A 255-nucleotide genomic window follows, 5' to 3' on the forward strand; every position below is an offset into this window, starting at 1 on the left:
CTTGTTCCTGCACGAAGTCCTCGAAAGCGGTCATCTCGACAGCCTCGTCGGCGATCTCGTCGGCCAGGTGGGCCGGGATGACGATGACGCCTTCGGCATCACCGACGATGACATCGCCCGGGAACACGGGCGCGTCGCCGCAGCCGATGGGCTCGTTGAGGGCGATGGCCTGGTGCAGCGTCAGGTTGGTGGGGGCGCTGGGGCGCGCGTGGTAGGCCGGCATCGTGTACCTGGCGATGTCGGGGCTGTCACGAA

The 255-nt window shown here is 67.5% G+C and carries 1 protein-coding gene; it reads right to left on the reverse strand.

Annotated elements, in window-relative coordinates; genetic code table 11:
* A partial coding sequence (locus ACG0Z3_RS23365; protein ID WP_474101715.1) for an RraA family protein occupies positions 1-255 on the reverse strand: 255 nt, incomplete at both ends.

The organism is Pelomonas margarita (assembly GCF_043555875.1).
Taxonomy (GTDB): Bacteria; Pseudomonadota; Gammaproteobacteria; order Burkholderiales; family Burkholderiaceae_C; genus Pelomonas; species Pelomonas margarita.